This window comes from Candidatus Accumulibacter meliphilus, assembly GCF_036625345.1.
Taxonomy (GTDB): Bacteria; Pseudomonadota; Gammaproteobacteria; order Burkholderiales; family Rhodocyclaceae; genus Accumulibacter; species Accumulibacter meliphilus.
The window spans coordinates 1-24,587 of sequence record NZ_JAZKTZ010000025.1 but is presented as its reverse complement, the minus strand read 5'-3'; the positions used below and the strand labels follow the sequence as shown (position 1 = coordinate 24,587).

General features: G+C 61.6%; 21 protein-coding genes and 2 pseudogenes. 14 read left to right on the top strand and 9 right to left on the bottom strand.

Going from position 1 to position 24,587, the window contains the following annotated elements; all coding sequences use genetic code 11:
- From V5B40_RS24955 to V5B40_RS24930, 6 genes and pseudogenes are all read right to left on the bottom strand, one after another.
- Positions 1 to 383 (bottom strand): annotated as a pseudogene (locus V5B40_RS24955) (polyphosphate kinase 2); the annotation flags it as partial.
- 176 nt (positions 384 to 559) lie between these two features.
- The gene (ppk2, locus tag V5B40_RS24950) at positions 560 to 1,390 is read right to left on the bottom strand and encodes a polyphosphate kinase 2 (protein WP_248595430.1); all 831 of its coding nucleotides are present in this window, start codon (positions 1,388 to 1,390) and stop codon (positions 560 to 562) included.
- Between the two features lie 244 nt (positions 1,391 to 1,634).
- The gene (locus V5B40_RS24945) at positions 1,635 to 3,044 is read right to left on the bottom strand and encodes an efflux transporter outer membrane subunit (RefSeq protein ID WP_332357041.1); all 1,410 of its coding nucleotides are present in this window, start codon (positions 3,042 to 3,044) and stop codon (positions 1,635 to 1,637) included.
- A pseudogene (locus V5B40_RS24940) lies at positions 3,037 to 6,276 on the bottom strand (efflux RND transporter permease subunit). The gene V5B40_RS24945 and the pseudogene V5B40_RS24940 overlap by 8 nt, the downstream one beginning before the upstream one ends.
- Positions 6,277 to 6,282: 6 nt before the next feature.
- The gene (locus V5B40_RS24935; protein WP_332357040.1) at positions 6,283 to 7,512 is read right to left on the bottom strand and encodes an efflux RND transporter periplasmic adaptor subunit; all 1,230 of its coding nucleotides are present in this window, start codon (positions 7,510 to 7,512) and stop codon (positions 6,283 to 6,285) included.
- 677 nt (positions 7,513 to 8,189) lie between these two features.
- A complete protein-coding gene (locus V5B40_RS24930) occupies positions 8,190 to 11,132 on the bottom strand; it encodes an Rne/Rng family ribonuclease (RefSeq protein WP_332357039.1) in 2,943 nt (980 codons plus the stop codon).
- A gap of 405 nt (positions 11,133 to 11,537) precedes the next feature.
- Between V5B40_RS24930 and V5B40_RS24925 the strand changes: the two genes are divergently transcribed.
- From V5B40_RS24925 to V5B40_RS24910, 4 genes are read left to right on the top strand one after another with little or no spacing between them, the layout of a single operon-like run.
- Positions 11,538 to 12,530 (top strand): RluA family pseudouridine synthase, encoded by a 993-nt coding sequence (locus V5B40_RS24925; RefSeq protein ID WP_169067011.1) that lies wholly within the window; start codon positions 11,538 to 11,540, stop codon positions 12,528 to 12,530.
- A complete protein-coding gene (locus V5B40_RS24920; RefSeq protein ID WP_169067012.1) occupies positions 12,514 to 13,170 on the top strand; it encodes an HAD-IIIA family hydrolase in 657 nt (218 codons plus the stop codon). The genes V5B40_RS24925 and V5B40_RS24920 overlap by 17 nt, the downstream gene beginning before the upstream one ends.
- Positions 13,149 to 13,508 carry a Rieske (2Fe-2S) protein gene (locus V5B40_RS24915; protein WP_332357038.1) on the top strand — a complete coding sequence of 120 codons (360 nt, stop codon included), beginning with the start codon at positions 13,149 to 13,151 and terminating at the stop codon, positions 13,506 to 13,508. Before V5B40_RS24920 ends, V5B40_RS24915 begins: the two co-directional genes overlap by 22 nt.
- Before the next feature lie 59 nt (positions 13,509 to 13,567).
- Positions 13,568 to 14,461, top strand: a complete 894-nt coding sequence (locus V5B40_RS24910; protein WP_169067037.1) for a S49 family peptidase — start codon at positions 13,568 to 13,570, stop codon at positions 14,459 to 14,461.
- Between the two features lie 20 nt (positions 14,462 to 14,481).
- On the opposite strand, the gene V5B40_RS24905 is transcribed toward V5B40_RS24910, so the two are convergent.
- On the bottom strand, positions 14,482 to 15,192 hold the full coding sequence (locus tag V5B40_RS24905; protein ID WP_291996465.1) for an SAM-dependent methyltransferase: 711 nt from the start codon (positions 15,190 to 15,192) through the stop codon (positions 14,482 to 14,484).
- A gap of 33 nt (positions 15,193 to 15,225) precedes the next feature.
- A complete protein-coding gene (locus V5B40_RS24900; RefSeq protein WP_169067015.1) occupies positions 15,226 to 15,810 on the bottom strand; it encodes a Maf family protein in 585 nt (194 codons plus the stop codon).
- A 130-nt stretch (positions 15,811 to 15,940) separates the two neighbouring features.
- Here V5B40_RS24900 and V5B40_RS24895 point away from each other — a divergent pair, with 130 nt between their 5' ends.
- From V5B40_RS24895 to V5B40_RS24855, 9 genes are all read left to right on the top strand, one after another.
- Positions 15,941 to 16,420, top strand: a complete 480-nt coding sequence (locus V5B40_RS24895) for a YceD family protein (protein ID WP_332357037.1) — start codon at positions 15,941 to 15,943, stop codon at positions 16,418 to 16,420.
- 24 nt (positions 16,421 to 16,444) lie between these two features.
- Positions 16,445 to 16,624, top strand: a complete 180-nt coding sequence (gene rpmF, locus V5B40_RS24890) for a 50S ribosomal protein L32 (RefSeq protein ID WP_291996467.1) — start codon at positions 16,445 to 16,447, stop codon at positions 16,622 to 16,624.
- Positions 16,625 to 16,693: 69 nt separating this feature from the next.
- Positions 16,694 to 17,710 (top strand): phosphate acyltransferase PlsX, encoded by a 1,017-nt coding sequence (plsX, locus tag V5B40_RS24885; protein ID WP_169067018.1) that lies wholly within the window; start codon positions 16,694 to 16,696, stop codon positions 17,708 to 17,710.
- Position 17,711: 1 nt separating this feature from the next.
- A complete protein-coding gene (locus V5B40_RS24880) occupies positions 17,712 to 18,671 on the top strand; it encodes a beta-ketoacyl-ACP synthase III (RefSeq protein ID WP_169067019.1) in 960 nt (319 codons plus the stop codon).
- Between the two features lie 17 nt (positions 18,672 to 18,688).
- Positions 18,689 to 19,639 carry an ACP S-malonyltransferase gene (gene fabD / locus V5B40_RS24875; protein ID WP_332357036.1) on the top strand — a complete coding sequence of 317 codons (951 nt, stop codon included), beginning with the start codon at positions 18,689 to 18,691 and terminating at the stop codon, positions 19,637 to 19,639.
- A 17-nt stretch (positions 19,640 to 19,656) separates the two neighbouring features.
- On the top strand, positions 19,657 to 20,397 hold the full coding sequence (gene fabG, locus V5B40_RS24870; protein WP_169067021.1) for a 3-oxoacyl-ACP reductase FabG: 741 nt from the start codon (positions 19,657 to 19,659) through the stop codon (positions 20,395 to 20,397).
- A gap of 119 nt (positions 20,398 to 20,516) precedes the next feature.
- The gene (gene acpP / locus V5B40_RS24865) at positions 20,517 to 20,753 is read left to right on the top strand and encodes an acyl carrier protein (protein ID WP_169067022.1); all 237 of its coding nucleotides are present in this window, start codon (positions 20,517 to 20,519) and stop codon (positions 20,751 to 20,753) included.
- Positions 20,754 to 20,869: 116 nt separating this feature from the next.
- Positions 20,870 to 22,108, top strand: a complete 1,239-nt coding sequence (gene fabF / locus V5B40_RS24860; RefSeq protein WP_332357035.1) for a beta-ketoacyl-ACP synthase II — start codon at positions 20,870 to 20,872, stop codon at positions 22,106 to 22,108.
- A 31-nt stretch (positions 22,109 to 22,139) separates the two neighbouring features.
- Positions 22,140 to 22,574: a protein YgfX gene (locus V5B40_RS24855; RefSeq protein ID WP_291996471.1), complete on the top strand. Its 435-nt coding sequence runs from the start codon at positions 22,140 to 22,142 to the stop codon at positions 22,572 to 22,574.
- On the opposite strand, the gene nadB is transcribed toward V5B40_RS24855, so the two are convergent.
- Positions 22,558 to 24,129: an L-aspartate oxidase gene (gene nadB, locus V5B40_RS24850; RefSeq protein ID WP_169067025.1), complete on the bottom strand. Its 1,572-nt coding sequence runs from the start codon at positions 24,127 to 24,129 to the stop codon at positions 22,558 to 22,560. The two genes, V5B40_RS24855 and nadB, sit on opposite strands and share 17 nt — an antisense overlap.
- A gap of 194 nt (positions 24,130 to 24,323) precedes the next feature.
- Between nadB and V5B40_RS24845 the strand changes: the two genes are divergently transcribed.
- The coding region (locus tag V5B40_RS24845; protein WP_332357034.1) for a sigma-70 family RNA polymerase sigma factor at positions 24,324 to 24,587 on the top strand (264 nt) is incomplete at its 3' end.

The window sequence follows — 24,587 nt, the reverse complement described above, 5'->3', positions numbered from 1 at the left end:
ATGACGCGTTCGACGCCGGCGCGGTTGTACCAGCTGCGGTCGAAGATGACCACTTCGCCGGCTGCCGGCAAGTGCGGCAGGTAGCGCTGCACATACATCTGCGTCTTCTCGCGCTCCGTTGGCGCGGGTAGCGCGACGACCCGGAAAACGCGCGGGCTGACGCGGCCGGTGATGGCCTTGATCGTGCCGCCCTTGCCGGCGCCGTCACGGCCTTCAAAAACGATGACCACCTTGAGGCCTTTCTTGATCACCCATTCCTGGAGGTGCACCAACTCGGCTTCGAGCTTTTCGAGCTCCTTCAGGTAGGCCTTGTTCGACAACTTTTTGTGCGTCGAGGCCGCGGCCGTTTCGGCCGCGTCGCCGTTCAATGCTGCCAAGGGCATGTCGGGACTGATGTTGCCCAGGATTTTGTCTTTCTTTTGTGCCTTCTTTTTCTTGCCCATCGTTCCGATCTCTCCAATCGCTGTTGTCAATAGAAAAATCATCTTGCCACCAGAAGCCGGGTCATGCCGCCGCGCAAGCACGTCGGCGGCAAGGCCCTGCCACCACGGTTCGCCGCCTAAAAGACTTCCGGAACGTACTTCAGAGACAGCTTGGGTTCCTTGTAGTCGCCCTTCTTCTGTCTTGCGGGCAGCTTGATCTTGGGAGTCTTGGGTACTTCGTAGGGGATGCTGCTCAGGATGTGCTGGATGATGTTCAGGCGAACGCGCTTCTTGTCGTTGGAGTTGGCGACGAACCAGGGTGCCCAATGGGTATCGGTTTCCCTGAACATTCGGTCGCGCGAGCGCGAATAGTCGTACCAGCGGCTGAAGGACTTGAGGTCCATCGGTGAGAGCTTCCACTGCTTGCGCGGGTCGGTGATGCGTGCCTCGAGGCGCCGCTCCTGCTCGTCCATGTCGACTTCCAGCCAGTACTTGAGCAGGATGATGCCGTTTTCCTCGACCGCTGCCTTCTCGAACATCGGCGCCATCTTGAGGAAATGCTGCACCTGATCCTCGGTGGCGAAGCCCATCACCGTTTCGACGCCTATCCGGTTGTACCAGCTGCGGTCGAAGATGGCCACTTCGCCGGCCGCCGGGAAGTGCTCGATGTAGCGCTGGACGTACATCTGGCTCTTCTGGCGATCGGTCGGCGCGGGCAGGGCGACGACGCGGAAAATGCGCGGGCTGACGCGCGCGGTGATCGCCTTGATCGTTCCGCCCTTGCCGGCGGCATCGCGGCCTTCGAAGACCAGGATGACTTTGAGACCCTCTCTGATGACCCAGGACTGGAGATGAACGAGTTCCGCCTCGAGTTTCTCGAGGGCCTTGAGGTAGGCCTTATTGGACAATTTCTTCTGCGCTTTCTTGGCCTTTCCAGTTCCTTCTGCGCTAACGATCACCTCGGGCATCGCGCCGATCTCTGCTTCTGGCGGCATGTCCGGATTGATGTTTTCCTCGACCGGGGCTGGCGTGCCCGGTTTTTGCTTCTGGCTCATTGTCTTCTCCTTTGGTTGTCTCTGAGAAACTTCCTTGCTGGAAAATCGCCGGCGATGAAGCCGGTCAAACGCTGCCGCGCCGTTCAGGGCACCGCAGATTGCCAATGCCAATGCCGATGCCGTCGTCAGCCGCGGCGCGCCGGAAGTTCAGCGGCGATCACTGCACTTTGCGCGTGGCGGTCAGCTTGTCGGCCTCGCCTATCCAGCCGCCGCCCATCGCCAGGTAGAGATTGATCATCGCCTGGAACTGCGTTTGCTGCGTCTGCGTGTACTGCAACTGAACGTTGAACAGGCTGCGCTCGGCATCGAGAACTTCGATGTAGCTGGTGTAGCCGTTGTCGTAGCGCAGCCGGGCGGTTGCTGAATACTGCTCCAGCGCCTTGACCTGCTGCTTCTGCGCGCGCAGCTGCTCGCGTGTGCGCTCCTGATTGATGAGTGCGTCATTGACTTCGCGGAATGCTTCCTGGATGCTTCTCTGGTAGGCGAACAGGGCTTGCTGCTGCTGTGCTTCCGCTTCCTGCACCTGGCCGGCGATGGCGCCAGCGGTGAAGATCGGCATGGTGATCGGTGCCGCGTATTGCCAGGCCTTCGATTGGCTGTTGAACAGCTCGCTCAGACCATTGCTGGCGTAGCCGAAGAGCCCGGTCAGGGATATCGTCGGGAAGTAGGCGGCTTTGGCCGCACCGATCAGCGCGTTGGCGGCGATCAGGTTTTGCTCGGCCAGCTGAATGTCTGGCCGGCGTTCGAGAAGATCGGAGGGCAGGCCGGCAGGGATCGTCGGCAAGCTCAGTTGATCAATGTTCTTGCCGCGGGCGATGGGCCCGGGATTGCGACCGAGCAGGACGCTGAGGCCGTTCTCCTGCTGGGCGATCGCTCTTTCAATCGGCGGGATGCTGGCCAGCGCTTCGTCGTACTGCGACTTGTTCTGGCTCAGTTCGAGCGTCGAGATAATGCCGCCGAGATAGCGTTCCTGGAATACGGAGTAGGACTCTCCTCGGCTCAGGGCGGTCGCCTGGGCGATCTCCAGCTGGCGATCGAGGTCGCGGAGGTTGATGTAGGCTCCGGACACCCGGCCAACCAGCGACAGGATCACCGCTCGGCGGGCGTCTTCACTGCCCAGTAGCTGTGCCCGGGCGGCTTCGTTCAGGCGGCGAATTCGCCCCCAGATGTCAATTTCCCAACTCGCGCTGATCACCGCCTGATAGCTGTTGTAGGTGGAGGGACTGCTGGCGCCGGAAAGTATGCTGCGCTGCCGGCTCGCCTCGTAGCCGGCGCCAACTTGCGGGAAGAGTTCGGCACGAGAGATGCCGTAGCGGCCGGCGAACTCCTCGATGCGCGCGGTGGCGATCAGCAGATCGTGGTTGTTGTGCAATGCCGTGCTGACCAGATCGTCGAGTACCGGATCGTCGAACTGCTTCCACCAGGCAGTGTTGGCCAGGTCATTGGCCGTCTGCTCGCTTAGACGCCAGGCCGGTGGCGTCTCCACCTGCGGACGAAGGTAGTCCGGGCCGATCATGCAGCCACTGGCGAGCAGCGCCAGCAGGGCGGCGATCATGGTCTTACGCATGGCTCGGGCCCTCCTTTGCGGCGATCTGCGTTGGCAGCTCGTCGCTTGCGCCGGCCTTGGCATGGCCGTCGCCACCTCCACCGCCACTTCCACCGCCGTCAGGGTGTTGATAGGGTCCCGTATGGCCCTTGTGCGCGAGCTTCTCGACGACGTAGAAACAGACCGGGACGATGAAGATCGCCAGACAGGTCGCCGCCAGCATGCCGCCGATCACCGCGCCGCCCATCACCTGCCGTGAAATGGCGCCGGCGCCGGTGGACAGGGCGAGCGGGATCAGGCCGAAGATGAAGGCGAAGGAAGTCATCAGGATTGGCCGCAGGCGCAGCTGCGCGCCCTTGAGTGTCGCGTCGGCGAGCGAAAGCTCACCTTTTTCATACTCCATCTTGGCAAACTCGACGATCAGGATGGCGTTCTTGGCGGCCAGGCCGATCAGCATCACCAGGCCGATCTGGGCGTAGATGTTGTTCTCCTGGCCGCGCAGCAGCAGTGCGGCGAAGGCGCCGGCGACGGCGATCGGTGTTCCCAGAAGGACCGAGAACGGCAGCGACCAGCTTTCGTACTGGGCCGCCAGGATCAGGAAGACGCAAAGCAGCGAGAAGCCGAAGATGACCATTGGCGAGACGCCCTGCTGCGCCTTTTCTCCTGGTAGGACATGCCCATGTAGTCGTAGCCCATTTCGCCCGGCATGGTTTCGGCGAACACTTCCTCGAGCGCCTTCATGACCTGATCGGAACTGTAACCGGGGGCTGCCGAGGCATTAATCTGCGCGCTGCGGTAGAGGTTGTAGCGCATCGTGAACTCCGGGCCGGCGATGTGGCGTACCGAGGTCAGCGCCGACAGCGGCACCGTTTGTCCGTCCTTGTTGCGCACATAGAACTGGCCGATACCGTCGATATTCGTGCGGTAGTCGCCCTCGGCCTGCAGGTAGACCTGCCATTGGCGGCCGAAGCGGTTGAAGTAGTTGATGAAGCCGCTACCCAGGAAGCTCTGCAGGGTCTTGTACACATCGTCGATGTTGACCCCTTGCTTGAGTACCTTGTCGCGGTCGACATCTACAAACAGCTGCGGGACCGTGGGTCGGAAAGTGGTCGACACGCCGGCCAGTTCGGGACGCTTTCTGGCAGCGTCGACGAACTTGGTGGTGTTCTCGGCGAGGAAGGCAATGTCCTTGCCGGCAGCGGTCCTGAAGGATGAAAGTCGCGCCGCCCGAGGTGCCGACACCGGGAATCGCCGGTGGCGGAAACGAGAAGCCGATGGCCCCCGGGATGCCGCCCAGTCTCTTGGTCAGCGCGGCCTTGATCGCTTCGTATTGCAGTTCGGGCGCCTTGCGTTCGGCCCAGTCCTCGAGGGTGATGAAGAAGAAGGCGCTATAGGTGTTCTGTACCTGGCTGAGCATGTTGTAGCCGATGACCGTCGTCGTGTACTTGACGCCTGGAACCTCCATCACCAGCGCTTCCGCTTCCTTGGCGATTTCCCGGGTGCGCTGCAGCGAGGCCGCGTCGGGGAGCTGGATGCCGGCATAGACAAAGCCCTGGTCTTCATCGGGAAGGAAGCCGACGGGAGTCATTTTGCCGAGAAAACCGGCAGCGACGGCGATGCCGAGCAGGAAAAGGAGGCTGATTGCGCTCTTGCGGATGGCCAGGCGGCAGGTTCCGACGTAGCCGCCGGTGAGGCGGTTGAAGCCCCTGTTGAACCAGTCGTAGAACTTCTGGACCGGGCCGGTCCCCCTGACCTTTGGTTTGAGGAGCAGGGCGCAGAGCGCCGGGCTGAGGGTCAGCGCATTGAACGCAGAAATGATCACCGATAGCGCAATGGTGACCGCAAACTGCTGATAGAGCTGCCCGGTGATGCCGGGGATCATCGCCGTCGGTACGAAGACCGCCGAGAGGATGACGGCGATGGCAATCACCGGTCCGGTGACTTCGTCCATCGCTTTCATCGTCGCTTCCTTGGGCGACAAGCCGTGCTCAATGTGATGTTCGACGGCTTCGACGACGACGATCGCGTCGTCGACGACCAGACCGATCGCCAGCACCAGACCGAACAGCGACAGGGTGTTGATCGAAAAACCGAACACCGGGAAAAGCATGAAGGTGCCGACCAGTGATACCGGCACGGCGAGCAGCGGGATCAGGGTCGCACGCCAGCCTTGCAGAAAAGCGAAGACGACGATGATTACCAGGACGATGGCCTCGAACAGCGTGTGCTGGATGGCCGTGATCCCTTCGGTGACCGAGAGGGTGGTATCGAGAGCGACGACGTAGTCGAGGTCAGGCGGGAAACTTTCCTTGATCGTTTTCATTAGCGCCTTGGCGCCGTCTGCTGCCTCGAGGGCATTGGCGCCCGGCATCTGGTAGAGGGCGATCAGTGTCGCTGCCTTGCCGTTGAGGCGGCCTTCCATGTTGTAGGTTTGGGCGCCGAGTTCGATGCGCGCCACGTCGCGAACGCGAACGATCGATCCGTCCGGGTTGGCGCGCAGCACGACTTTGCCGAACTCCTCGGCACTCTCCAGGCGTCCCTGCGCGCGTACCGCGTAGGTGAATTCCTGCCCCGGTGGAGCAGGCTCGGCGCCGACCGTACCGGCCGGGTTAACGGTGTTCTGCGCGTTGACCGCGTTGATGATCTCGGGAATGGTGATGTTCAGCTTGGCGAGCTGGTCGGGCTTGACCCACAGGCGCATCGCGTACTGGCCGGCGCCGAAGACGGTGACGCTGGCGATGCCCTTGACGCGCGTCATCTGGTCGTTGATGTTGATGTACGCGTAGTTGGAGAGGAAGACGCCGTCGTAGGTGTTGTTCGGCGAGTAAAGCGCGAACATCACCAGCGGCGAGGCGGTCGACTTCTGTACCGTGACGCCGAAGTTGCGCACGTCGGCCGGCAGTTGCGAGTCGGCCTGGTTGGAGCGCATCTGGGTGAGAATCTGGTCGGTGTTGACGTCGGTGGCAATGTCGAAGTTGACCGTCAGCGTCGATTGGCCGTTGTTGGCGTTGATCGAATACATGTAGTTCATGTTGTCGACGCCCGACATCTGCTGTTCGATCGGGGTGGACACCGCCTGTTCGACGGTCAGCGCGTCGGCGCCGGTGTAGGTGGAGTTGACCTTGATTTCCGGCGGCACGATGTTCGGGAACTGGGCGATCGGAAGCCCGACCATGGCCACCACCCCGATCAGCGTCATCAGGATCGAGAGGACCATGGCGACGATCGGCCGATTGATGAAGAACTTGGCCATGGCCGCTTACCCCTTGCTTTCGGGCGCGGGCGCCGCTGGTTTTTCCCCGGGCGCGGCCGCTTTCCCGTCAGCCGGTGCGGCCGCCGCGAAGGGTTGCGGATTGACCGTGCTGCCGTCCTTGACCTTCTGGGTGCCTTCGGCGATGACTTTTTCGCCAGCCTGCAGGCCGCTGGCGATGATCCAGTCCGAACCGATGCGGTTGCCGACGGTCACCGGGCGGATGGCAACCTTGTTGTCTGCGCCGACGACGGCAAGCAGGTATTTGCCCTGTATTTCGGTGACCGCTCGCTGCGGCACCAGCAGTGCTCCCTTTTCGATCGCCATCGTCGCCCTGATGCGTCCGTATTGACCCGGGCGGAGCAGTCTATCGGGATTCGGGAAGAGGGCGGCACCTTTGAAGGTGCCGGTCGTGGTGTCGACCTGGCGGTCGAGTACCGAGAAACGACCCGCGTGCGGGTAGGTCGAGCCATCGACCAGGATCAGTTGGAGGGGTATCCGTTCCGGTCGCGTGCCTTCGGCCTGGATGGCCCTGGCGAGGACGAGATACTCGCGTTCGCTGATGTTGATATAGACCTTGATCGGGTCGACGGTTGACACGGTCGTCAGTTCGGTCGGCATGCTCGGGCTGAGCAGGTCGCCGATCTGCGCCTTGGCGATGCCGGCAATGCCCGCGATCGGAGAGGTGATGCGGGTGAAGCTGAGATTGAGTTTCGCAGTATCCAGCGAGGCTTCGGCGGCTTCAAGAGATGCCTTGGCCGACAGCTCGGCACCGGTGGTGTCGTCGAGATCCTTCTGACTGAGGGCGTTCTTGGCCGCCAGAGGCTTGACCCGCTTTAGATTTGCCTTGGCAGTCTGGTAGAGCGCGCCTTGCTGAGCACGCAATCCCTGCGCCTGGTCGACGGCTGCCTGGAAAGGGCGCGGGTCGATCTGGAACAGCAACTGTCCTTTCTTGACCCAGTCGCCTTCGGTGTACGTCTGCTTGATCAGGTAGCCGGTCACTTGCGGGCGGATGACGGCATTGACGTCGCCATCCAGAGAGCCAATCCACTCCTCGTAAATCGGCACGTCCTTCTGCGTCACGGTGACGACTTCGACAGTCGGAGGTGCCGGCGGCGCGGCCACTTCTTTCTTGCCACAGCCCGCCGTAAGCAGCAGCGCAACGCTGGCCAGGCTGGCAGCCGTATACCCGAGGGTACGACGACGCGCGGACGAGAAGAAGATTGGGGTAGAGGTCATGACGGCTCCTGCTTGGGGACAGTTGGACTGGCTTGTTGCTGCTCGGAAAATTCCCGAAGTCTATGAGAAGGGTCGATAGGGCAAGTCTCGTCTACTTTTCCTTCTTGCGACGGGAAGGCGCATTGGACGAGAAAAGCCGGATTATAAGAGAAATTGGGGAATCATTATGCTCTACGTAGGCATCGCAAATGCATGTCAGTCGGTCGCCTGGTCAGAAATCAACTGGGTGCGGCCGGGGCTCAGTAGGCGGGCCCAGGGGCAGCGCGGGGAAGCGTTTTCCAGTGGGCTGTTGCGGGGAAATGTCCACCGGAGCACTTGCCTTAATGTGAAAGTCGCGCAAGCGACTCACGAAACTCCCTTCTCCCCTTGCGGGAGAAGGGGCAGGGGAAGAGGGAAACGGTCATGACTTTCATGATTTGGGGTGTCTCCACGCTGTCATGACCGTTAATGTGAAAGTCGCGCAAGCGACTCACGAAACTCCCTTCTCCCCTTGCGGGAGAAGGGGCAGGGGAAGAGGGAAACGGTCATGACTTTCATGATTCGGGGTGTCTCGACATGTCATGACCGTTCGCTGCATGGCCGATATTTGCGGGAGGATCGGATCTCCTTGACCTGGAGGCTTGTGCGCCTTGGCGGAAAGAATCTCCGACCCTCGCTCACGCGAACAAACGCGCGACTTACTTTTGCGTTTCGACCATCACCAGCGGCTCGTCAGCAACGGCCACGGTGGCGGGCTTGCGACGTGGCTTGCGTGCCGTCGCCGCTGCAGTCACTTCCTCGGCTTGCCAGGATTGCGCCTTGTCGGTGTTGGTTTCGATCATCACCAATTCACTGCGCACGTTCACCGCCGGGGTGGCGGTTGGCGGTGGAGCGGACTCGACCAGATCAAGGGCTGCCGGAACGTCTACCACCACCTCTTCTGCTGCTGTAGCTGCGGGGCTTACCGGGACTTCTGCGCCGGAGCTCGCTTCGATGACGGGCGGCGTTGCGACTACGAGCGGTGGTTCGACGGCTGTTGGCGTTTCGGCAGCGGCAGCTGTGACGGGGGCGCCTGCCTCCGCCACGGCGGCGGCACTTGCTTCCGGCGCGTTCGCGGTAAGGACTTCGCTCGCCGCCTTGGCTGTTGTCGCCGCAGCGTCGGGGTTTGCCGCAGTGTTTTCCGCCTTGCCGGAGTTGACCGGCGCGGTCGTGTCGGCAAGCTCGGCCAGCAGCGCCGGCGCCGGCGCAGGGGGGGCGCCCGCGGCGGGGCGCTGGATGACGACCTTGGCAGGCTGCGGGTGGGGTTGCTCCGTGCTGATCGGCACCACCGGCACGCTCTCCGGCGCGGCGGTGGCCGGCGGGTTTGCGGCCTGCTGCGGCTCGGCTGTAGTGGGTGCAGTTCTTGCCGCCGGCGCGCTAGCTGGTGCGGCGCGACTGGCTGCCGTTTCGCTGTTCAGGAGGTCGACCTGGTTCTCGGTTTTCTCGCCGCGCTCGCGGCGACCACCGCGACGCCCACGACGGCGTGGGGCGCTACCGTTCTCGCTGGTCGCTTGTTCAGGAGCGGGGCTGTTCGGGCGCGGAGCGTGTTCTGGCTGCAGCGTGGCTGGTGCTTCAAGCTCTTGTGGCGGGGCAGATTGCTCCTTGCGCTCGCCACGTGGTTCGGAACGCCCGCGACGGGGTTCGCGGGGTTCGCGGGGCTCTCGCGGCTCACGAGTCCGCGACGGTTCCGGGCGTGCCTGCGGGGCGGTCTGTGGCGCTGCGGCCTCGTTTTGCTCACGATTGCCGCGTGGTGCAGGTGCTTCACGCGTCTCCTCGCGACGATTGTTGCGAGCGTTGCCGCGGCGGGGATCGCGCTGTGAGTCACGTGCCGAACTGCTGGCACGAGCGGGCCTTGCCGGTACCGGTGCCGGTTCGGCTGGCGCTGCCTCGGGCTTGTGCTGGAACCAGGAAATAATCCGGCTCACGAAGCCACTTGCCGCGCTGGCTGGCTTTTCGGCCGCGGGCGGGGGTTCTTGCGCGCGCATCGGTGCTGGTTGCGACGCGGTAACGCCCTTGATTGCCGCTTCGGGGCGCGACGCTTTGGCGTCAGCGACGGTCGTCGCACCGGCGACGTCTGCGGTGGGCATGTCGACCATGCGGTACGAGGGCTGCAGCTGTTCGTCGTGGACCAGTTCGTCCTGGCGAACGCGGACGATCGTGTGCTGTGGCGTTTCGAGGTGCATGTTGGGAATCAGCAGGATAGTCACTTTGTGTCGCTGCTCGATTTCCTGGACATCGGTTCGCTTTTCGTTGAGCAGGAAAGTGGCGACGTCGATCGGTACCTGGGTGTGCACCGCCGCCGTGTTGTCCTTCATGGCCTCTTCTTCGAGAATCCTCAGGATGTGCAGGGCGGCCGATTCGGTACTACGGATGTGACCAGTCCCCGAGCACCGCGGGCAGGCGATGTAACTGGTTTCCGCGAGCGCCGGGCGCAGGCGCTGGCGCGACAACTCGAGCAGGCCGAAGCGGCTGATCTTGCCGGTCTGCACGCGTGCACGGTCAAAGCGCAGTGCGTCGCGGACGCGATTCTCGACGTCACGCTGGCTGCGCTGGCTCTCCATATCGATGAAGTCGATGACGATCAGGCCACCGAGGTCGCGCAGGCGCAATTGACGGGCGACTTCTTCTGCCGCTTCGAGGTTGGTTTTCAGCGCTGTCTCTTCAATGTCGGCGCCGCGCGTCGAGCGGCCCGAGTTGACGTCGATAGACACCAGGGCTTCGGTATGGTCGATGACGATGGCGCCACCCGACGGCAGGCCGACCTGACGCGAATAGGCCGATTCGATCTGGTGCTCGATCTGGAAGCGAGAGAAGAGCGGCACATCGTCGTGATAGCGCTTGATGCGGTCGACCGTCGCTGGCATCACGTGCGCCATGAACTGACTTGCCTGTTCGAAGACGTCGTCGGTGTCGATCAGTATTTCGCCAATGTCGGGCTGAAAGTAGTCACGAATGGCACGGATCACCAGGCTACCTTCCTGGTAGATCAGGAAGGCTCCCTTCTGCTGATGGGCGGCGCCCTCGATGGCTTTCCACAGCTGCAACAGGTAGTTGAGATCCCATTGCAGCTCTTCGGCATTTCGGTCAATGGCCGCCGTCCGGGCGATCAGGCTCATCCCCTGCGGGACATCAAGCTGATCCATCACTTCGCGCAACTCGGCGCGCTCGTTGCCCTCGACACGGCGCGAGACACCGCCGCCGCGTGGGTTGTTCGGCATCAGTACCAGATAACGCCCGGCGAGGCTGATGAAGGTCGTCAGCGCCGCTCCCTTGTTGCCACGCTCGTCTTTGTCAACCTGGACAATCAGCTCCTGGCCTTCGCGAAGCGCTTCCTTGATTGTCGTGCGGCCGGCATCGACACCGGGCTGGAAGAAGGCGCGGGACACTTCCTTGAAGGAGAGAAAACCGTGCCGCTCGGAGCCGTAGTCGACAAATGCCGCTTCCAGACTGGGCTCGATGCGGGTAATGACTGCTTTATATATGTTGCTTTTTTTCTGTTCCTTGGCGGCCGATTCAATGTCCAGATCAATGAGTTTCTGACCGTCGACAATGGCGACACGCAGTTCCTCGGCCTGTGTCGCGTTAAAAAGCATGCGTTTCATAATAAATTGGGCTCCCACGCGCTCTCACGGGGGAATTGCCTGCTTCAGGCAGCGACGGATTAGCTGTTTGGTGGGGTGCTTGAGGGGCTCTCCGACAGGGCAACTAATAGGGCAATCTCGCCGACTTGTCAGTCGTCTGGCCTTTGAAATCAAGGACTCCGGAATCTGCCTGGGCCGTTCCGCAGGTGCTGGGCGCGCGCAGTTCAAGTAGTATCGCTACTTAGTGGTGAGCGTACTTAACCAGGTGCATCGCGTTGAGTGATCTTGCGCAGATTGGCGCAAGCGAGGCGGCTGAGGCCTGCCGGAAAGTGCGTCGCAATTGCTTTAGAATCGGCGCCGCTGGACGGTCTCACGGGTCAGCGCCTCTTTCAACTCAAGACGCAAAACGAGCGAAGTATATTCAAAATGGCCGAAGTTAGCAAAAGCTCCGTGATTCAGGAGCTGATCACCGAGAACGAACACGGACAGCGCCTGGACAACCTGTTGCTGAAGAAGTGCAAGGGAGTGCCCAAGAGCCACGTCTACAGCATCGTGCGCAGCGGTCAGGTGCGGGTGAACGGGCGCCGCACCGCGGTATCGTATCGCCTGCAAATTGGCGATGTGGTGCGCATTCCGCCGATGCGCACGGCGCAGGTCGAGCAGGAAGTCGTGGACGGGGCGGCCCTCAAGGCGCAGCTGCCGGTGGTCTATGAAGACGAGGGCCTGCTGGTCGTTGACAAGCCGGCAGGCCTTGCCGTGCATGGGGGCAGCGGGGAGAGCTTTGGGGTCATCGAGGCGCTGCGCCGGCAGCGGCCGCAGGCACGCTTTCTTGAACTCGCACATCGCCTGGATCGCGAGACTTCCGGCCTGCTGTTGATCGGCAAGAAGCGCTCGGTGTTGCTGGTCTTGCACGAGATGTTCCGTGCCGGTGCCCGCGGCGGTAGTGAGCGCGGCGCCGACAAACGTTATCAGGTCTTGGTCGCCGGGCGCTGGATGGACCCGGTACGCAAGGTCCGCTTGCCTTTGCTCAAGTATCTGTTGCCGTCCGGCGAGCGCCGGGTTCGTGTCGCAGACGACGGCAAGGTGGCCTATACCGTGTTTCGGCTGCTGGCGCGCTGGGAGCATTTCAGTCTTCTCGAAGCGGAACTGAAAACGGGGCGGACGCACCAGATTCGCGTGCATCTTGCACACCTTGGCTTTCCCATTGCCGGTGACGAGAAGTACGGCGATTTTGCCCTCAATCGGATCCTTACCAGGGACGGGCTGAAGCGCATGTTCCTGCACGCCACGAAAATGACGATGCCGCATCCGCAGGACGGTCGCGAAATGATGCTGGAAGCCGCTTTGCCGAGCGCCCTGGCGCAGTTCCTGCGCAATGTTTCGAAAAAGGAGAGGCAGGACTATGGCGAGCCGGTTTAAATTGCTGGTATTCGACTGGGACGGCACCCTGCTTGATTCGGCGGGGGCGATTGTCGAGGCCATCCAGGCGGCGTGCAGTGACCTCGGTTTGCCGATCCCGGCGGACGAGCGGGCTCGGCATGTGATCGGGCTCGGCCTGCACGATGCGTTACGCTTCGCGGTGCCGAATCTGCCCGCCGACAGCTATCCATTGATGGTCGAGCGCTACCGCCATCACTACCTGCAGCACGATCACGAACTGCAGTTGTTCGACGGTGCTGCAGCCATGATCGCCGAACTGGCCGCGGCCGGTTTTCTGCTCGCCGTGGCCACCGGTAAGAGCCGGATCGGACTCGATCGCGCCTTGCGCAGCAGTGGCCTGGGGCCGTATTTTCACGCCTCACGCTGTGCCGACGAGTGTTTTTCCAAGCCGCATCCGCAAATGCTTGAGGAGTTGATGGATGAATTGTCGGTCGACCCGGAACGGACGCTGATGATCGGTGATACAACGCATGACCTGCTGATGGGCAAGAACGCTGGCGTTGCCTGCCTGGCCGCCGGCTATGGCGCGCATCCAGCGGCCGCGCTGGATGCGCTGGCTCCCTTGGCCCGTCTCCAGGAGATTGATGAGGTGGCGCAATGGTTGCGAATCAACGCCTGATCTGCCTGTCTGCCGATTTGATCGACGGCGGCGCCGGCGTTCGTTTCACCGTCCCGGGGGGCGAGAGTGAAGAGCCGGCCTTCGCCGTGCGTTTTCGTGGTCGGGTGGCGGCCTATCTCAATCGCTGTGGTCACGTACCCGTTGAACTGGACTGGCAGCCCAATGAATTCTTCGATGATTCCAAGCTATACTTGATTTGCGCGACACATGGCGCCTTGTATTCCCCTCACGACGGTCGCTGTCTGGGCGGCCGCTGTAACGGTAGAGGCCTGACGCCGCTAGCGATCGAAGAGCGCGATGGCGCCATCTACTACACCCCAAGCGAGCAAGAAGCGTGACTACTCCTGAAAACGAACCCCAATGGGAGCGGCAGTTGTTGGAAAAATTTGCCCTGGCGATGCTGCAGGAGCAGCGAGTGAAACGGCGCTGGGGAATTTTTTTCAAACTGATCGGCTTTTCCTACCTGCTCGCGATGCTGCTCCTGTTCATCGACTGGGGCGGCGGCTCGGAGAAGCTGGTCAATGGCAAGCACACGGCGCTTGTTCACCTCAATGGCACCATCGCCAGCGGTGGCGAAGGCAGTGCGGAGAGTATCAACGACGCCTTACGCTCCGCTTTTGACGATAAAGAGACTGCGGGCGTCGTCCTGCGGGTCAATAGCCCGGGTGGCAGCCCGGTACAGGCGGGTATCGTGCATGACGAAATCCGCCGCCTGCGCAGCAAGCATCCACAGATTTCACTTTACGTCGTGGTCGAGGATCTCTGCGCTTCCGGCGGCTATTACGTGGCTGTCGCCGCCGACAAAATCTTCGTCGACAAGGCCAGCATTGTCGGTTCGATCGGCGTACTGATGGATGGCTTCGGCTTTACCGGGACCATGGACAAGCTCGGGGTGGAGCGCCGGTTGCTGACCGCGGGAGTGAACAAGGGCTTCCTGGATCCGTTTTCGCCGCAGGATGCAGAGCAGAAGAAGCACGCACAGGTCTTGCTTGGCGAGATTCACCGGCAGTTCATCGAAGTCGTTCGCAAGGGGCGAGGTGAGCGTCTGAAGGAAACGCCCGAGATGTTCAGTGGCCTGATGTGGACCGGTACGCAGAGCATTCAGCTCGGGCTGGCCGACGACTTGGGTACCGTTGAGTCGGTGGCGCGCGAAGTAATCAAGGCCGAGCGGATCGTCGACTTCACGATCAAGGAAAATATCGCCGAGCGTTTCGCCAAGCGCCTGCGTGCCGACGCCGCGCAAGGTGCGGGTTCTCTGCTTGGCGCCATCGACTGGTCCGCCTTGCGCTGACTTTCGTTGACCGGCGGTCGCTAGGCCTGCAGCAGGAATACCGTCGGCCGGCGATTGATATTTGGTAGCGATTGGCGCAGCCACGCGGCAACCCGGCGCGTGGCGATCTGCTCGCTGTCGAGAGTGAGGTCGGTCGCGACGCAGACTCTGGTGTCGCGGGCGCAGGTCTTGAGCACGGATTCGAGCATTTGTTGGTTGCGGTACGGCGTTTCGATGAAAATTTGCGTTTGCTGTCCCAGCCGCGACTCCCTCTCCAGTTCACGCAGGCGCTTTTCGCGTTCGCCAGGGGCGCTTGGCAGGTAGCCGTGGAAGGCGAAGCACTGGCCGCTCAGTCCCGAGCCCATCAAGGCCAGGAGAATCGATGACGGACCGACCATGGGTACGACCTGGATGCCTTCCTGTTGCGCCAGAGCGACCAGCGCGGCGCCCGGGTCGGCGACCGCCGGACATCCGGCTTCGGAGATCAAGCCGACATCGTTGCCGGTCAGCAGGGGTGCCAGCAGTGCCGGCAGCTCGCTGGCTGGCGTGTGTTGGTTGAGCTCCTGAATCCGGATCTCTTGCACGGGCAGGTCGGCGGGCAGCAACTTGAGGAAGGCGCGCGCCGACTTGGCATTTTCGGCAACGAAGTGACCGAGTCCGCGCGCGCAGGCAAGCACGGCTTGTGGCAGGACCACGGCGACGGCGGTCGGGCCGAGCGGAACGGGGATCAAATAAAGCCGTCCCTTGTTCATAAAATACCCTATGTTTAACGTTTAGTGCATTGATTATAATACAGATATGTTCTCTGTGCGCAGTAGGTCGCAAAGGGCTATCAGGGGTAGCCCGATGAGCGCGTTGGGGTCTTCGCCATCGATCCTGGCAATCAAGGCGATTCCCAATCCTTCTGATTTGGCGCTGCCCGCGCAATTGTAGGGCTGCTCCCTGCGCAGGTAGTTTTCGATTTCGATGTCTGTCAGGTCACGAAAGTGGACCCGTGTCGGTACGCCGCGCAGCTGTGCTCGGCCGCTTGCGGCGTCGAGGAGGCAGAGGCCGGTAAAGAAATTGACGCTGCGCCCACGCATGGTCTGCAACTGGCGCACGGCCTTGCCGTGATCACCGGGTTTGCCGAAGACCTGACCGTCAAGGCAGGCGACCTGGTCGCTACCAATGATCAGCGCGTCGGGAAAAAGGGCGCTAACCGCTCGTGCCTTGGCTTCGGACAGGCGCAAGGCACTGGCTTCGGGTGTTTCGCCTGGTAGCGGCGTTTCATCGACGGCGGGATCAGCGCTCTCGAAGGGCAGGCCGAGCCGAGCCAGGAGTTGGCGTCGGAATGGCGAGGTCGAGGCCAGGATGAGCTGTTTTCTGGGCATAGGGGGTGGCCGATCAGGGAAGGAAATTGCGGCCGCCGCCGAAGTAATCGAGAAATAGCTTGTTTTGCGGCGCCACAGCTTTGACTTCAAAAGCCGAAAATAATATCATGCCGCCCTTATGTCGAGACGCGTGCTCATTGATGGTCTGGCTTTCGGGCGCGAGGGAGCTTCGCTGCAAGGCGAAGTGTCGCTGGCGGCGCTGACTCGTTTGGCCGACTTGCTGTTGGACTCAACGGCTTGTCTGACGTATCGGGTCGAAGGGGGTATGGGCTCTGGCGACCGCGCGCAGCTACTGCTGCAGGTGGACGGCGTGCTGACGCTGTGCTGTCAGCGTTGCCTGGAGCCGCTGGCGTACGTGTTGGAGTTGCGTAGTTTGCTCGAATTTGTGGCGAGTGACAGTGACCTGACGCAGGAGGATCTGGAGGACGACTCCAGGGACTTTCTTCCGGCCGAGAAGGAGCTTGATGTGCTGGCTCTGGTCGAGGATGAAATCCTTCTGGCGCTTCCGACGGTGCCTCGTCACGACGATTGTGCGCTGCCCGGTGCCGCAGGCGAATCGACGAAAGAGTCGCCATTTTCAGTTTTGGCCGGCCTCAAGGGCAGGGCTTAGTAAGTTTGATTTTAGGAGTTTGACATGGCTGTTCAACAGAACAAGAAATCCCCGTCCAAGCGCGGCATGCATCGCGCACACGACTCCCTGGGCAGCCCGCCGCTGGCCGTCGAGCCAAGCACCGGCGAAGTGCATTTGCGCCACCACATCAGCCCCTCGGGCCACTATCGCGGAAAAAAAGTCGGCAAGGGCGCGAGCGAGTGATTCCCTTGGATGGGGCAGGCGGCTTCCCATGATGGGGGCCTTCCTGCCTTTTCTTTGGTCTGCCTTCCGATGACTATTACCGTCGCCATTGACTGCATGGGTGGGGATCATGGTCCCCAGGTGACAATTCCGGCGGCGCTTGAGTTCGTCCGTGATCAGCCTGACGTGCGCGTGATACTGGTCGGCATCGCCGATAGTATCGTCTCCATGGTCGGCGACGTGGCCATTGGGCGTGTCGTTATTCATCATGCCAGTGAGGTCGTCGCCATGGACGAGGCGCCGTCGGTAGCGCTGCGCACCAAGAAGGATTCGTCGATGCGCGTGGCGGTCAATCTGGTCAAGAGCGGCGAGGCCGATGCCTGTGTCTCGGCGGGAAATACCGGCGCCTTGATGGGTATTTCCCGTTTCGTGCTCAAGATGCTGCCCGGTATCGATCGCCCGGCGATCTGCGGTATTCTGCCGACGATCAAAGGGCACACGCACGTGCTGGACCTTGGCGCCAACGTCGATTGTAGCCCTGAAAACCTGCTGCAGTTCGGAATCATGGGTGCTGCCTTGGTTTCGGCGGTCGAGCATCGCGATCGGCCAACGGTCGGGATTCTGAATATCGGGCAGGAAGAAATCAAGGGTAACGATGTCGTCAAGCGTGCTGCTGAACTGCTTTGGGATTCCGGCCTGAATTTCGTTGGCAACATCGAAGGCGATGGTGTCTACAAGGGGCAGGCTGATGTCGTGGTCTGTGATGGCTTTGTAGGCAATGTCGCTTTGAAATCCTCGGAGGGCCTGGCGCAGCTGCTGGCGACCTTTCTGCGTGAGGAATTCAGGCGCAATTTGTTGACCAAGCTAGCCGCGGTAATCTGCTTGCCGGTGGTCAATCGCTTCAAGAGCCGCGTCGACCATCGCAAGTACAACGGCGCCACCTTGCTTGGCTTGAAGGGCATTGTCGTCAAGAGTCACGGCTCGGCAGATGTCTTCAGCTTCGGGCAGGCGCTGCGGCGTGCTGCGGAAGAGGCGCGCAGTGGCGTCCTGGCACGGATCAGTGAGCGCGTCGCGCAACAACAACAACCGCTTCTGGAGATCGCATAGCATGTTCTCCCGCATCACCGGTATCGGCAGTTATCTGCCCGGACCGCCGGTCAGCAATGACGATCTCGCGAGTCGCGGGATCGACACCAGCGATGAGTGGATCGTCAGCCGAACCGGCATCAAGTCTCGTCATCTTGTGGCGAACGGCGAGAACGCCAGCGATCTGGCCCTCGAAGCAAGCAAGCGAGCGCTACTTGCTGCCGGTCTGGATGCCACCGACCTGGACTTGATCATTGTCGCCACTTCGACCCCGGACTTTATCTTTCCGAGCACCGCGTGCTTGCTGCAGGGCAAGCTGGGCAATCGTGGCGCGACCGCCTTCGATGTGCAGGCGGTGTGCAGCGGTTTCGTCTATGGCTTGACGATTGCCGAGAAATTCATCCGCTCGGGTAGCCATCGCCGGGCTCTGGTCGTCGGCGCCGAAGTCTTTTCACGCATTCTCGACTGGTCTGATCGGGGCACCTGCGTGCTCTTCGGTGATGGGGCGGGTGCGGTCGTTCTCGAGGCTTCCGACAAGCCGGGAATTCTGGCCACTGCCTTGCATGCCGACGGTGCCCACCACGGTATCCTGTCGGTTCCCGGTAGCGTCTGCGGGGGTAAGGTCACTGGCGATCCTTTCCTGCGCATGGACGGACAGGCGGTCTTCAAATTTGCCGTGCGCGTGCTCGCGGAAGTGGCGGACGAGTGTTGTCAGGCCGCCGGCATCGCGTCGTCAGACATCGACTGGTTGATTCCGCATCAGGCCAATGTTCGCATCCTCGAAGCAACGGCGAAACGCGTCAAGATGCCGATGGACAAAGTGGTGGTGACCGTCGATCGACATGGCAATACGTCAGCGGCGTCCGTGCCATTGGCCCTCGACGAGGCGGTTCGCGACGGGCGCATCAAGGCCGGTCAGAAAATCATGCTCGAAGGCGTCGGTGGTGGTTTCACCTGGGGCGCCGTGCTGCTCGAACTATAGAAGGGAAGCAATACAAGATGGCTTTCGCATTCGTTTTTCCGGGTCAAGGTTCGCAATCGGTCGGGATGATGGCCGCCTATGGCGATTCGCCTGTGCTGCGGGCGACCTTCGACGAGGCCTCGGCGGCGCTGTCGCAGGATCTCTGGCAATTGTTGATCGATGGTCCGGCCGAAGCCTTGGCGCAGACCGTCAACACGCAACCGCTGATGCTCACCGCCGGCGTTGCGGTCTATCGTCTGTGGCTGGACCGCGGTGGCAAGTTGCCGGCCGTCGTCGCCGGGCACAGTCTTGGCGAGTACTCGGCACTGGTTGCTGCCGGAGTCATCCGCTTCCGGGACGCAGTACCGCTGGTTCGGCTGCGTGCCACCGCGATGCAGGAAGCCGTGCCGGCGGGCGCGGGCGCGATGGCGGCCATTCTTGGTCTCGATGACGAGAAGATTGCCGAGGCCTGCATCGAGGCAGCCGCTGCGGCTGGCGATGGCGAGGTCGTCGAAGCGGTCAATTTCAACGGCCCGGGGCAGACGGTGATCGCCGGCAGCAAGGCGGCGGTGGAACTGGCCTGTGCCGGCTGCAAGGCGCGTGGTGCGAAGCGCGCGTTGTTGTTGCCGGTCTCGGCGCCTTTTCACTCGTCGCTGATCCGACCGGCAGCCGACAAGCTGGCTGCACGCCTCGCCGAGCTTGATTTCGCGGCGGCGCAGATTCCGGTGATCAACAACGCCGATGTGGCGATCGAGTCGGACAGTAACCGGATCAAGGACGCCTTGATTCGACAGGCATACTCGCCGGTGCGCTGGGTGGAGACGATCCAGAAGATCGCGGGAATGAATGTGACGACGGTGGCCGAATGTGGGCCGGGCAAGGTGCTGGCAGGCTTGACCAAACGTTGCGCAGCTAGCTTGACAGGCCTTGCGCTGGCTGATCTGGCGGCGCTGGAAGCCGCGCTCGAAACTCTCGGATCGGCACGCTAGAGGCGATGGGGACGGGAATGCTCAACGGACAAGTGGCCTTGGTCACCGGTGCCTCGCGCGGCATCGGTGCGGCGATCGCGCTCGAACTGGGTCGCCTTGGCGCCACGGTGATCGGTACGGCAACGACAGGCGAAGGCGCGGCAACAATTTCTGCGGCTCTGCTGGCTGCGGGCAGCGCGGGTGAGGGCGTTGTTCTGGAAGTTCGCGATGCTGAGCAAATCAATGCGTTGATCAGCCACATCGAGAAGACGCACGGTGCGCTGTCGGTGCTGGTCAATAACGCCGGAATCACGCGCGACAACCTGTCGATGCGTCTCAAGGACGAGGAGTGGGAAAACGTGCTCGATACCAACCTGAAAGCGGTTTTCCGCCTTTGCCGGGCGGTGATGCGCGGCATGATGAAGGCACGCTACGGTCGCATCATCAACGTCACCTCGGTTGTCGGTCACGCCGGCAATCCGGGTCAGGCCAATTACTGCGCTGCCAAGGCCGGCGTTGCCGGCATGAGTCGGGCACTGGCTCGGGAACTGGGCAGTCGCAACATCACCGTGAATTGCGTGGCGCCCGGTCTAATCGACACTGATATGACGCGTGCACTCGACGACAAACAGAAAGCAGCGCTGCTGCTTGGCGTCCCGCTTGCGCGGCTCGGATCTCCTCAGGAAGTGGCGGCGGCGGTTGCTTTCCTGGCGTCGGCCGGGGCTGCTTACGTTACTGGCACGACGATTCACGTCAACGGCGGCATGTTCACTGGCTGAAATCGGTTCTGGACGAAAAAGCGTCCGGGTCGCATGGACTGATGTTTGGTAAGTTTGGGCCATTTTGCTAGAATGGCGCATTTCTGTTTTACCTATGAACTCTGAGAAGGAGCACTTTGATGGAAAATATTGAGCAACGTGTCAAGAAGATCGTCGCCGAACAACTCGGGGTCAACGAAGCGGACATCAAGAATGAATCGTCGTTCGTCGACGATCTCGGCGCTGATTCGCTCGATACAGTTGAACTGGTAATGGCTCTCGAGGAAGAGTTCGAGTGCGAGATTCCGGATGACGAAGCCGAGAAAATTACCACCGTGCAGCAGGCCATCGACTACGTCAGTTCGCACAAGAAGTAAGTTTTCCCGTAGACGCTATCCACGACCCCTGCGGTCAGGCTCTGCAAGGGGCCGTCCTCGGTGGGGAGTGATGGCAAGCTTTTCCGCTTCAGCATCTTCTACTCCCGGAGCACAAGTTGGCACGTCGCAGAGTCGTTATCACTGGCCTTGGTATCGTTTCTCCGGTTGGCAATTCCGTTGAAACGGCCTGGCAGAACATCATTGCCGGACGTTCCGGCATTGAACGGATCACTCGTTTTGATGTTTCCAGCTTTCCAGTGCAGATCGCTGGTGAAGTGCGGGACTTCAACATTGGCCAGTACCTCTCGGTAAAAGAAGCGCGCCGCATGGATGTCTTCATCCATTACGGCATGGCGGCAGGCATTCAGGCGATCCGCGATGCCGGGCTCGAAGCGCACCCGGCGCAGGCCGAGCGAGTCGGCGTATCGATCGGTTCCGGCATCGGCGGTCTGCCGATGATCGAGAACACCTGCGACGATTTTTCTGCAGGTGGGGTGCGCAAAGTGTCGCCGTTCTTCGTTCCCGGTTCGATCATCAACATGATCTCAGGCAACCTGTCGATCATGTATGGCTACAAGGGCCCCAACATCTCACTGGTCAGCGCTTGTTCGACGGGGACGCACAGCATCGGTGATGCGGGCCGCCTGATTGAATACGGCGATGCCGACGTGATGATTGCCGGTGGCGCTGAAGGCTGCCTGTCGAACCTGGGCCTGGGAGGTTTTTGCGCTCCACGTGCCCTATCCACGCGCAACGACGACCCGCAGACCGCGAGTCGTCCGTGGGACAGAGATCGCGACGGCTTCGTACTCAGTGAGGGCGCCGGCGTCGTAGTTCTGGAAGAATACGAACATGCCAAGGCACGCGGCGCGCGCATCTATTGCGAGTTGGCGGGTTTCGGTATGAGTGCCGACGCCAACCACATCACCGCACCGTGCGACGACGGTGAGGGGGCGGCGCGTTGCATGGGCAATGCCTTGCGTAACGCACAGCTGAATCCGGAGGACGTGCAGTACGTCAATGCACATGGTACTTCGACGCCCCTGGGCGACAAGGCGGAAACCGTTGCCGTCAAGCGCGCTTTCGGCGCTCACGCAAGCAAGCTGGTGGTCAGTTCCACCAAGTCGATGACCGGCCATCTCCTCGGTGCTGCGGGGGGCGTCGAGGCGCTGTTCTCGGCGCTGGCGATCTACCATCAGATATCGCCGCCGACCATCAACGTCTTCAATGCCGGAGAAGGCTGCGATCTCGATTATTGCGCCAATGAGGCGCGTCAGCTCAAGATCGATGTCGCCATTTCAAACTCCTTCGGCTTCGGCGGTACCAACGCCACCGTGGTCTTGAAGCGGATCTAGTTCCTGGCGTCCTGACGGGCGCGCGCATGGCATGCAGTTTCCGATCGACATTGCTCTGCGCCGCTCGCGTCTGCTCTTTGTCCTGACGGCCTTGCTGCATGGGCTGGCTGCGGCCAGCCTCTTCGTTTTGCCCTGGCCTCTGAGCATCCGCTTGCTGCTGCTGGCGATCGTTGCCTTGTCGCTGTGGCAGCAGATTTGGCGGCCGTCGAGAGTCGTCGCCCTGCGCCTGGCGGCAAGCGGCGAACTGAGCTGCCACTTCGCCAATGGCGACCAGGTTTTCGCGCGGGTCCAGCCAGACAGCGTCGTTTTCAGCCAGTTTCTGGTCTTGCGCGTCCGTGCTGGCGAGTCAGGGCGGCTGGAGGCCCTTGCGCTTTTTCCCGACAGCATGTCCACAGAGCAGTTCCGTTTGCTTCGCCTGTGGCTACGTTGGCGGGTAGATTCCCGTCAGCTCAAAGGCGGCGTTTGAGCACCGTGTTGCGGGCACGTTCCAGCGTTTCTGGATAATTGCGGCTGGAGTGCAAGCCGCGGCTTTCATGGCGGCGCAGTGCGCAGCGGATGATCAGGTCGGCAGTCACCACCAGGTTGCGTAGCTCGATCAAGTCGTGGCTGACTCGGAAAAGCGAGTAGAAATCGTCAATTTCGCGGAGCAGCAGGCGAATTCGGTTCTGCGCGCGCTGCAGGCGCTTGGTGGTGCGTACGATGCCGACGTAGTCCCACATGAAGCGTCGCAACTCATACCAGTTGTGGGCGATGACGATTTCTTCATCGGGATCGCTGACGCGGCTGTCGTCCCAGGGCGGTAGCTCCGGCAGTTCGCTTTCGTTTTGTTGGAGAATGTCATTGGCGGCCGCCTCGGCGAACACCAGGCATTCGAGCAGCGAGTTGCTGGCCAGACGATTGGCGCCGTGCAGGCCGGTGCAGGAAGCTTCGCCGGCGACGTAGAGGCCAGCGAGGTTGGTGCGTGCGCGCAGGTCAGTAATGACGCCGCCGCAAGTGTAATGCGCTGCGGGCACAACCGGGATTGGCTGGCGGCTGATGTCGATTCCCAACTCGCTACAGCGGGCCATGATGTTCGGGAAGTGCTCAGCGAGAAAGGCCGCTGGCTTGTGCGAGATGTCGAGGTAGACACAGTCCAGGCCGCGTTTCTTCATTTCGAAGTCGATGGCCCGGGCGACGACGTCGCGGGGCGCGAGTTCGGCGCGTGCATCGTGCCGGGGCATGAAGCGCCTGCCGTCAGGCAGTAAGAGGCGTCCTCCTTCGCCACGAACCGCTTCCGAAATCAGGAAGGACTTGGCCTGCGGATGGTAGAGGCAGGTCGGATGAAACTGGATGAACTCCATGTTCGCCACCCGGCAACCGGCACGCCAGGCCATGGCGATACCGTCGCCGGTGGAAGTGTCTGGATTGGTCGTATAGAGATAGACTTTGCCGGCGCCGCCGGTGGCGATCAGAGTGTGTCGAGCGCCGAGGGTCAGCACCTCTCCGGTGGTGTTATCCAGTACATAGGCACCGTAGCAACGGCGCTCGGCCAGCCCCAGTTTTTCGCCGGTAATCAGGTCGACGGCGATGTGCTGTTCGAGGATGGTGATATTGGGATGCTGGCGAACCTTGTGCGTCAGTGTCGTCTGAACGGCCAGACCGGTCGCGTCCGCGACGTGGATGACGCGCCGGGCACTGTGGCCGCCTTCCTGAGCCAGATGGTAGCCGTCCTGATCGCGGGTGAAGGGGACCCCCTGTTCAATCAGCCAGTCGACTGCCCGGCGACCGTTCTCGATCACGAAGCGCGTCGCCCGCGGGTCGTTGAGCAGCGCGCCAGCGTTAATCGTGTCGCGGATGTGCGCTTCGATCGAGTCGCGATTGTCGAGAACTGCCGCGATGCCGCCCTGTGCCCAACTCGAGGCGCTGTCTTCCAGTGTGCGCTTGCTGATCAGCGTGACCTTGCGCGATGCTGCCAGCCGTAGTGCGGCCGCTTGCCCAGCCAGGCCGCTGCCAATGATGAGAACGTCGGAGCAAAGCGGCACGCTGGAGATCCTGCCAGTAAGGGGCTGCAACTATAGCATGTGCATGGCGCCGCAATAGCTCTTCATCGCGCGGCCATTTCCAGGCCGAGCAGGGCCAGCGTCGCTGCGCACGCTCTGTTACGATGAGCGTTGAAGGCTTGCGCTATACTTTTGCGCAAATAACGATATCGTCTTCAACAGGATAAGCAGAGAGCATGAGTGAACGCGAGATTGACCAGCTACTGGTTGAACGCGCACAGGCCGGGGACAAGCACGCTTTCGAGCTCTTGGTCGCAAAATACCAGCGCAAGCTCGCGCGCTTGTTGTCGCGTTTCATACGCGACGCGGCTGAAGTCGACGATGTCGCGCAGGAGGCTTTCATCAAGGCTTATCGGGCGCTGCCATCGTTTCGGGGCGACAGTGCGTTTTATACCTGGCTGTATCGAATTGGCATCAATACGGCGAAGAACTATCTGGTT